General features: G+C 62.5%; 6 protein-coding genes and 2 pseudogenes. 6 read left to right on the top strand and 2 right to left on the bottom strand.

The window, feature by feature from the left end:
- From ACFE99_RS19550 to ACFE99_RS19540, 3 genes and pseudogenes are all read left to right on the top strand, one after another.
- Positions 1–354: pseudogene (locus tag ACFE99_RS19550) on the top strand (hypothetical protein); the annotation flags it as partial.
- A gap of 716 nt (positions 355–1,070) precedes the next feature.
- Entirely contained in the window at positions 1,071–1,754 is a 684-nt protein-coding gene (locus tag ACFE99_RS19545) for a class I SAM-dependent methyltransferase (RefSeq protein ID WP_375488082.1), read from the top strand.
- A 496-nt stretch (positions 1,755–2,250) separates the two neighbouring features.
- Positions 2,251–3,189 (top strand): SDR family NAD(P)-dependent oxidoreductase, encoded by a 939-nt coding sequence (locus ACFE99_RS19540; RefSeq protein ID WP_375488081.1) that lies wholly within the window; start codon positions 2,251–2,253, stop codon positions 3,187–3,189.
- A 360-nt stretch (positions 3,190–3,549) separates the two neighbouring features.
- Here the strand turns inward: ACFE99_RS19540 and ACFE99_RS19535 are convergent, their stop codons facing one another.
- Both ACFE99_RS19535 and ACFE99_RS19530 read right to left on the bottom strand, forming a co-directional pair.
- A complete protein-coding gene (locus ACFE99_RS19535) occupies positions 3,550–6,378 on the bottom strand; it encodes an RND family transporter (protein WP_375488084.1) in 2,829 nt (942 codons plus the stop codon).
- A gap of 29 nt (positions 6,379–6,407) precedes the next feature.
- The gene (locus tag ACFE99_RS19530) at positions 6,408–6,836 is read right to left on the bottom strand and encodes an MmpS family transport accessory protein (RefSeq protein ID WP_375488080.1); all 429 of its coding nucleotides are present in this window, start codon (positions 6,834–6,836) and stop codon (positions 6,408–6,410) included.
- 158 nt (positions 6,837–6,994) lie between these two features.
- On the opposite strand from ACFE99_RS19530, the gene ACFE99_RS19525 reads away from it, so the two are divergent.
- The 3 genes and pseudogenes from ACFE99_RS19525 to ACFE99_RS19515 form a co-directional block, all read left to right on the top strand.
- On the top strand, positions 6,995–7,279 hold the full coding sequence (locus tag ACFE99_RS19525; protein ID WP_375488083.1) for a metal-sensitive transcriptional regulator: 285 nt from the start codon (positions 6,995–6,997) through the stop codon (positions 7,277–7,279).
- A 39-nt stretch (positions 7,280–7,318) separates the two neighbouring features.
- Complete coding sequence (locus ACFE99_RS19520) at positions 7,319–7,942, top strand: hypothetical protein (protein ID WP_375488079.1); 624 nt, start codon at positions 7,319–7,321, stop codon at positions 7,940–7,942.
- Between the two features lie 44 nt (positions 7,943–7,986).
- Positions 7,987–8,427: pseudogene (locus ACFE99_RS19515) on the top strand (NAD(P)/FAD-dependent oxidoreductase); the annotation flags it as partial.

Here is an 8,427-nt window from a genome sequence, read left to right as displayed (position 1 = left end):
GAGCTGGAGCGTCGCCTCAGACGCAGTGGGTCACCGATCCACAGCATCGTGACCCATCCCGGCATGGTGAAAAGTGCACTACACGACACTTACCCCTCTGTGACGCTGCGCATGCTGACGAAGGCCATGGCGGCAGTGATCGGACGAGAACCCGTCGCCGCAGCGGTCCCCGTCTTATACGCGGCGGGAGCGCCTGCCGCCAGCGGCGCGTCATTCCTAGGGCCCGTCGGGTCGAAAACTTCTCCCGACGTCCAGTTCGCCGATTTCGTTGGACCCGCTCTCGACGAAGACCTTGCGCGTCAGTTGTGGGCTGTCTCCGAGAAGCTCACCGGCGTATCGTTTCTCGATGCCTGACCGACCTGTCAGCAGATCGTTTTCGCTATGGCATGGAGGGTTGCGAAAACCTGCCCCAGATGCCGGCGTGGGCCGACACGGGTTGAGTTGGCACTCTGGCGGCAGATTCCTTGCATTGGTGCTGGGATCCCGTTGCCCGAGCCTGCGGCAGTTTTGACATCCCGAGAGTAGTTCGCGAGCCTTGAGCTCTTCGAGAGAATGAAGTGCTGCGGTGTGCTGCTGTCCTAACTCACCTGATCGAATCGATAGTGGGATCACCACCTTGGGCAGTGAGGAGGATAAGGGTGCTTCTGAACCCTTGTCTCTGAATGTGAGTGAGTCCGCCGAGCAGGTGTTGTTCGGCGCGCTGCACGGCGGACTCTGCGCGCTTGAGGATCTTTGCGCCGCGGTTGGCAGGGCGCGATCGTCCCGAGCTGACGCCCGTGGGCCGTCTCACCAGGGCGACGTCTTGCAGGCGTTGCAGCACGGCGTTCATCGACTGCGGTGTCACGTTGGTGGCACGCGCCAATTCGGCATTGGATTGAGCGGGGTTGGCTGCCAGGACCGTAGGCAAATGTATTAGGGGAAGGCCAGTTTGAGCGGCTTCAGCACTGTGTTGATCTCGTCACTGAGCGAGCCGACGACTCGGTAAGCAGGTAGCCCATCGGCTGGCTATCAAGCCCATCGTCCATATCAGCTACGTTGGCATATATCAGGCTGCCTGATATGGTGGTGCGATGACGACACGACCCGAACTGTTCGACAGCACCTACCGGGGCGAATTCACTGAATTCGGCGGCGCTCCCAAAGCGCCCTGGAGCATCGGCGAACCCCAACCCGATATCGCCGCACTCATCGCCGCCGGGAAAGTGCACGGCGAGGTACTCGACGCCGGCTGCGGTGAAGCCGCCGTGTCCTTACACCTGGCCGCCATGGGCTATACCACCGTGGGAGTGGACATCTCGCCCACCGCGATCGAGCTGGCCCGGGCCCAGGCCGCCGAACGCGGCCTGACCAACGCCACCTTCGAGGTCGCCGACATCACTTGCCTCACCGGCTACGACGGGCGCTTCGGCACCATCATCGACAGCGAACTGTTCCACTCGATTCCTGTCGAACTTCGCGACGCCTATCAGCAGTCGATCGTGCGGGCCGCCGCCCCCGCCGCGGCCTACTTCGTGCTGGTCTTCGACAAGGCGGGCACACCACCCGACGGTCTCTTCGACGGCGCAGCCAACCCGGTCAGCTCAGAGGAACTGCGCCAGACGGTGTCCGCCTACTGGGTCGTCGACGACATCCGGCCCGCCCGCATGCATGCCAACCTCGCAGCCGGCTTCACCGTCCCGGGCCTAGAAACGCGGGACGAGCCGGACGGCCGCAAGTCTATGAAAGCCTGGCTACTGTCGGCACACCTTGGTTAACAATGTCGCTCCGCCCACTCGAAGTCCACCCTCTCACCCGAGGAAATGAACTGTGCGAGCCAAAATCTGATCACTCCCGATGGTCTGCAAAGAGACACCGCGGGTCCGGGGACGTCCACCCGCGCGTCCCGTCCATTCGGCACCATAAGCGTCCCCATAAATTGAGTTGAGCAAGTGCGGGCGGACACGTGTGCGACGAATCGTCGCAGTTGCTAGCCTTTCCAGGGCATTGGCGGCCACCGGCTACACCCGTGCGTGAGATTGACGAAATCCGGGGCGCCAGGCGGTCCATGGTGTAAAGAGCGCCGCGACATTAGTTACATGTCGGTCGTCACCGCTACATTGGCGCCTGGATCCGTCAACGAGACTGAGGTGGTGCTGTCCTGCAAACGCGAGGGCAATCCTGCACCTGCCCGGTATTGGCATTCCGGATTGACATCTTCGCCCTGACCGGCATCCCGCCGACCAATGGACCAACTACATAAAGGAGCACACCGTGACCCCCCAGCATCTTGGGCGAACCATCCTGATCACCGGCGCGAACGCCGGTATCGGCAAGGAGACTGCCCGCCAGCTCGCATTACGTGACGACACCGCCAAGGTGATCCTGGCCTGCCGCAACGAGGTCAGAGCCCACGCCGCGCGCAAAGATCTCGAGGCGGCGACCGGAAGGTCGATCTTCGAGATCGTCATCGTCGACATGGCCGATCTCAAATCGGTGCGCGCAGCCGTTTCGGCGTTAAACGCCCCAGTCGACGCGGTGATCATGAACGCCGGCGGCACCGGGGGTCGCACCCCGAGCGCCCTGACCGCCGAGGGCGCTACCCAGGTGTTCGCCGTTAACGTGCTGGGCCATGCGGTGCTGCTCGACGAACTCATCACCGCCAACAAGCTGACCGACGCGGCGCTGCTGGTGGGCAGCGAAGCGGCCCGCGGCGTGCCGAAATTGCGCATGAAACGGCCCTCGTTTGCCACCTCGTCGGTCGAGGAATTCGCCAGTGTGATCGACGGCAGCTACTTCCGCGATAGAAAGTTCAGCCCGGCGCTGGCTTACGGGCAAGCCAAATACCTCGGGGCGCTCTGGATGGCGGCGCTGGCCCGCCACCACCCCGAGTTGCGGTTCATCACGATGAGCCCGGGCAACACCGCAGGCACCGAATTAACCCGGGACATGCCCCTGCCCCAGCGCATCCTGATCAAACATGTCGTGATGCGCATTGCGCCGCTGCTGAAAATCGCGCATCCCCTCGCGGCCGGGGCCCAGCGCCTCGTCGACGGCATCACCGACCTTTCATTGCACACGCGCGTCTTTTACGCCAGCGCGGAAACCAAGATCACCGGGCCCGTCATCGATCAGGCCGAGCTGCTTCCCGATCTCGCCGACCCCATCATCCAGGACAACGCCGCCGAAGCCATCCATCGCTTCATCGCCTAGCCCCAATTGGTCGGGCGGGCCGATCGCCAAACGAAAGAAGGCGCCATGACCGACAACGGCGCGTCGGCGACGTTATGCCCACATGGGTCGCCTTAGCAACCGAGCGAATCTGGTCCTTTTCGACGTTGCAGCTGGTGTCAGGTTCCGACAGCTGCGCCTCGGCGTCGGACAGAAACCGATCGGCCAGGAGGCACGCTATGCGCGCCAACGGTGCTGGACCGGGCTAGCGATGTCTGGCGTCGACGACGCTCGCAAGGGAATCGGCTAACGCTTTGAGCTCAGGTATGTTCAAACGACGATTCTTTGCGAGTCACCGTGAAGCTACTGAGGATTCGCGGGGCGGCCGCTATCTCCGCGGAATTACTTTGAAGCAGAGACCGAACCAGTCGACGCGGTCCGAAGGGGTCGGGGCCTGTGGCTGGCCGGGCGTGTCCGCACTTTTTGTGGCCACCAGAACCAGCGGCCGAGCAGCGCCGCAATCGAGGGTGTCATAAGCGAGCGCACGACCAGGGTGTCGAACAGCAGACCGAGGCCGATGGTGCTGCCGGCCTGGCCGATCGAGCGCAGGTCGCTGGCGACCATGGACATCATGGTGAAGGCGAATACTAGGCCCGCCGCGGTGACCACCCCGCCGGTGCTGCCCATCGAGCGAATGATGCCGGTCTTGAGTCCGGCGCCGATTTCCTCCTGGAACCGCGAGACGAGCAGCAGGTTGTAGTCGGAGCCGACCGCGAGCAGAATGATCAACCCGAACACGGGGGCGATCCAGTTCAAATCGAGGCCGAAGATGTGTTGCCACACTAACACCGAGAGCCCGAAAGCAGCGCCCAGCGACAGCAACACCGTGCCGACGATGGCCAGGGATGCAACCGCAGCCCGGGTGATGATGAGCATGACAACGAATATCAGCGTCAGCGCGGCGATTCCCACGATCAGTAGGTCGTATTGGGAGCCCGACCGGATATCGCGGTAGATCGCCGCGGTGCCGGCGAGGTAAAACCTGGCGTCGGTCAGCGTTGTCCCCTTCACCGCTTGATGCGCGGCGCCCAGTTCGGGCTCGACGGCAGAGATGCCTTTCGGTGTTGCCGGGTCGGTGTCGTGGGTGATGATGAAGCGCGCGGCCGTGCCGTCCGGTGACAGGAACAGTTTCAGACCGCGCTGAAAGTCAGGGTTGTCGAACCCTTCCGGCGGTAGATAGAAGTAGTCGCCACTTTTGGAGGAGTCGAAGGCCTGACCCATCGCGCTGGCGGTATCGGTCATGTGGGAAATTTGGTTGATCAGCCCCGAAAAGCTGCTGTGCATGGTGAGCAGGGTGTCTCGCATCGACTGCGCGACGGCGATGATCGGCGGGAACTCGGCGAGCATCTGCGGCATTATCGCGTCGATGTTGTTGATGTCCGTGATCAGCGTGCTCATGTTGTCGCTGAACTTGTCCACACCGTCGATCGCCTCGAACACCGACCGTGTCGCCCAGCAGAGGGGGATGTCGTAGCAGTGTGGTTCCCAGTACAGATAGCTGCGCAGCGGCCGCGCGAAATCATCGAAGTCGGCCAGATGGTCGCGCATCTCATCAAGCGTGGCTTGCATATCGTGCATATCGCCGAGCATGCGGTGGGTGGTGGCGCTCAGCTGCCCCAGCAAGCCCTGCATCCGTTGCATCGAGCCGATGATGGCGCCCAGATCGTCGCTCATCGTGAGCATGTCGTCTGTGCGGTCCCGCATGAATTGCAGGTTTTGTCGTATCGGAATCGATTGGGCACTGATCTGGAACGGTATGGACGTGTGCTCGATGGGTCCGCCCAGCGGCCGGGTGATGCTTTGCACCATGGCGATTCCCGGTGAACGAAAGACATCTTTGGCGATCCTGTCCAAAATGATCATGTCGGCGGGATTGCGCATATCGTGATCACTGTCAATCATGAGGATGTCGGGATTCATTGTGGCGGCGCTGAAATGGCGCTCGGCGGCCGCATAGCCGACATTCGATGGCAGGGTGCGGGGTATGTAAAAGCGATCGTTGTAGCTGACCTTCATGGTCGGCATCACGAGTATGCCGATTACGGCGATGGCTAACGAGGCCGCAAAGATCGGCGCGGGCCAGCGCACGGTGGCGGTGCCGATGCGCCGCCAGCCGTGGACTTTGACGACCCGCTTGGGATCGAGCAGGCCGAATCGGCTGGCCACTGCGACTACGGCCGGCGCTGCGGTCAGCGCTCCCGCGACGACGACCAGCAGCCCCAGCGCCGACGGAATGCCAAGCGCTTTGAAATACGACAGTCGGGCCAAGTGCAGGCAGAAAGTAGCTCCGGCAATCGTTAGCCCGGAGCCCAAGATGATGTGAAAGGTGCCGCGGAACATCGTGTAGTAGGCGGTCTCTCGGTCTTGGCCGGCCTGACGGGCCTCTTGGTAGCGACCGATGAGAAATATCGCGTAATCGGTTCCCGCCGCGATCGCCAACGAGGACAGCATGGCCACGACGAACGTCGAAAACCCCAGCAGGTCATAGTGGCCGAGGATCGCGACGACCCCTCTGGCCGTGCCCATCTCGACACCGACCATGACGAGTACCAGCAGCACCGTGCTGATGGCACGGTAGGCGATGAAAAGCATGATCATGATGACCACGCCCGTCACGCCCATCATTTTGAGCATGCTTTTGTCGGCGGCCTCGTTCATGTCTGTGGTGAGGGCTGCCGGGCCGGTCACAGATACGTTGAGTCCGGGGGGCGGCGCGGAGTCCGCGACCAGCTCGCGGACCGCTTTGACGGACTGGTTTCCCAGTGTGCTGCCCTGGTTGCCGGCGAGATTGAGTTGGACATAAGCGGCTTTGCCGTCGCGGCTTTGGGCGCCCGCGGCGGTGAGTGGATCTCCCCACACGTTGTGGACATGCTGCACGTGCATGGGGTCGGCCTGCAGCTTTTTCACCAAGCCGTCGTAATAGCGGTGGGCCTGATCGCCAAGTTTTATCTCACTTTCTAAGACGATCATCGCGATGCTGTCGGAGTCTGACTCGTGGAACTTTTCACCGATGCGCTTGGCGGCAATCATCGCCGGCGCATCCTGCGGCGACATCGTTACCGCGTGGTTTCTGGCAGCCGACTCGATCGGCGGAACGACAACGTTGACGGCCACCGTCACTAACAGCCAGGCCACAATGATCGGCACCGCGAACCAGCGGACCGCCCGCATAAACCTTGGGCGAGTGTCGTTGTCGGCGTTCATGCCGCCTTCACCAGGCAGAAGGTTTGGACGTGATGTCCGCGGGAGAATTGTTGGTCTTTGACCTCCCCGTTGACGCTGATGCGGCATCCGATGTTGTCGCTGTTGCCCTGTGCCACCACGTTGGCGATGATCGCCGGGATCGTCGTCGTAATCGTGTAGGTCCAGGGAAGGCTCGCGAAGCTCGCGTCCTCCGGTTGGGCATTGCTGTTTACATAGCTCACCCTTCCCAGGGCGTCGCCGGGCCCGTAAACCTCGTATGTGACCTGCTTGACAGCGAACGGCACGAGGGGTTCGGCACTGCGTCCGGTCGCAGAAAAAATTGGGTCGGAGCCAAAGGCACCGCGAAGCCGGTCGACGGTCACACCACCGAGGGCAACGGCCGCCACGACGACCAGCGGCAGCCAAGCCCGCTTCAGCAGGATCATCGGTGAAATCCTTTCCGCTGGTTCACCCTTCGGCGACCGGTGATGTGATCCTCAGCTCGAGCGGCGAAACCCTGCGAGCCGGGTCTTTCGGTGAGCTGTAGGGATACTATAGGGGGTATGGTATAAAGGGAAGCGTGAGTATCAAATCCCCTGGCGCGATGGCGCCACACCAAGGCCCCCGCAGCGCGGATATCGAGGCCACCCTGCTCCGGCTGCGCCGGGCACACGGCCAGCTCGGCGGCGTCATCGCGATGATCGAGCAGGGACGCAACTGCAAGGACGTCGTCACCCAGCTGGCAGCGGTGTCACGGGCGCTTGACCGTGCCGGATTCAAGATCATCGCCTCAGGCCTACGACAGTGTCTGGACCGTCCGGGCAGGTCCACCGACGAGGCGCCACTGACGATCGACGAGTTGGAGAAGTTGTTTTTGAGCCTGGCCTAGTGGCGCGCGGGTTCTCGACGAGAGAAGGCATGTGAAGACATGACGACAACCGGGATGGTGCAACCGCGCTCACGCCCAACCGAGGTGACGATGTGGTTCGACCCGGTGTGCCCGTTCTCCTGGATCACCGCGCGATGGCTCAACGCCACCGCCGCCAAGCTCGGCTTCGACGTCGATTGGCAACTGATGAATTTGGCGGTCCTCAACGAGGGCAAACCGTTGCCACCGGCGCAGCAGGCACGGATGAACGACTCCCGCCAAATCGGACGACTGATGGCCGGCATTCGCCGCGACAAAGGCTCGCCAGGTTTGGCTGAGGCGTACTTCGCGTTCGGCGAGCGCTATTTCGACCACGCCGCTAGCCTCGATGACCAGCTTGTCGACTACGTGCTGGCGGCCGCCGCAGCAGACGGCACGTCGGTGGCCGCGCTCAGCGATGCCTCGCTGGATGATCTCGTGCACAGCTCGCACCAAGCCGGACAGGACGCACTCGGCGAAACTGGCGGCAGCCCAATTGTGCGTATCGCCGGCAACACTCTGTTTGGACCGGTGCTGACCGCAATGCCCGCCGGCGACATGTTTATACCGCTGTTCGATGCGATCGCGACCCTGGCTTCGACCGAACAATTCGCTCAGCTGCAACGTCCGCGCGCCGCGCACTGATCGTGCCGGTGCGAAGAGAACACTGATGTGTCACGCCGTGCGCCAACGGCATCGACTTCTTCGGCGAACACAACGTGGCACGTATCGACACCGACAATCACAGCATCGAATTCCAAGTCGGCACACAGGTCGGCTTCGATCTGCTCGTCTTCATCCCTCCACACGAGCCCGCCGTCAACCTCGTCGGCCCGGGCTGGACAGCGTCGACGTCGAGACCATGCAAACCAAACATCCCGGTATCTTCGTCGTCGGCGACACCACCTCAGTGACCTCACCGTCTGGTCGACCCCTACCCAAAGCGGCCATCTTTGCCAAAAACGGCGCCCAAGCCGCCGCCGAGAACGTGCTGCGCTACCTCGGCAAGACCGACCACGCGGATTCACTGTCCGGCCAAGGATACTGCTACATCGACACCGGAGCGCACACCTCCGCGCAAGGCAAAGGCGACATTTTCACCCTGCCCCACCCCGCCATCCACCTGACCC

Source organism: uncultured Mycobacterium sp., from assembly GCF_964249325.1.
Lineage (GTDB): Bacteria > Actinomycetota > Actinomycetes > Mycobacteriales > Mycobacteriaceae > Mycobacterium.
Note: the sequence above shows the minus strand (reverse complement) of the source record. Positions and strands in the feature narration are given on the sequence as shown.

Excerpts from the sequence above, each read along its gene's own strand:
- ACFE99_RS19545 (WP_375488082.1), top strand. The coding sequence starts at position 1,071 with ATGACGACACGACCCGAACTGTTCGACAGCACCTACCGGGGCGAATTC.
- ACFE99_RS19535 (WP_375488084.1), bottom strand. The coding sequence starts at position 6,378 with ATGCGGGCGGTCCGCTGGTTCGCGGTGCCGATCATTGTGGCCTGGCTG.
- ACFE99_RS19530 (WP_375488080.1), bottom strand. The coding sequence starts at position 6,836 with ATGATCCTGCTGAAGCGGGCTTGGCTGCCGCTGGTCGTCGTGGCGGCC.
- ACFE99_RS19525 (WP_375488083.1), top strand. The coding sequence starts at position 6,995 with ATGGCGCCACACCAAGGCCCCCGCAGCGCGGATATCGAGGCCACCCTG.
- ACFE99_RS19520 (WP_375488079.1), top strand. The coding sequence starts at position 7,319 with ATGACGACAACCGGGATGGTGCAACCGCGCTCACGCCCAACCGAGGTG.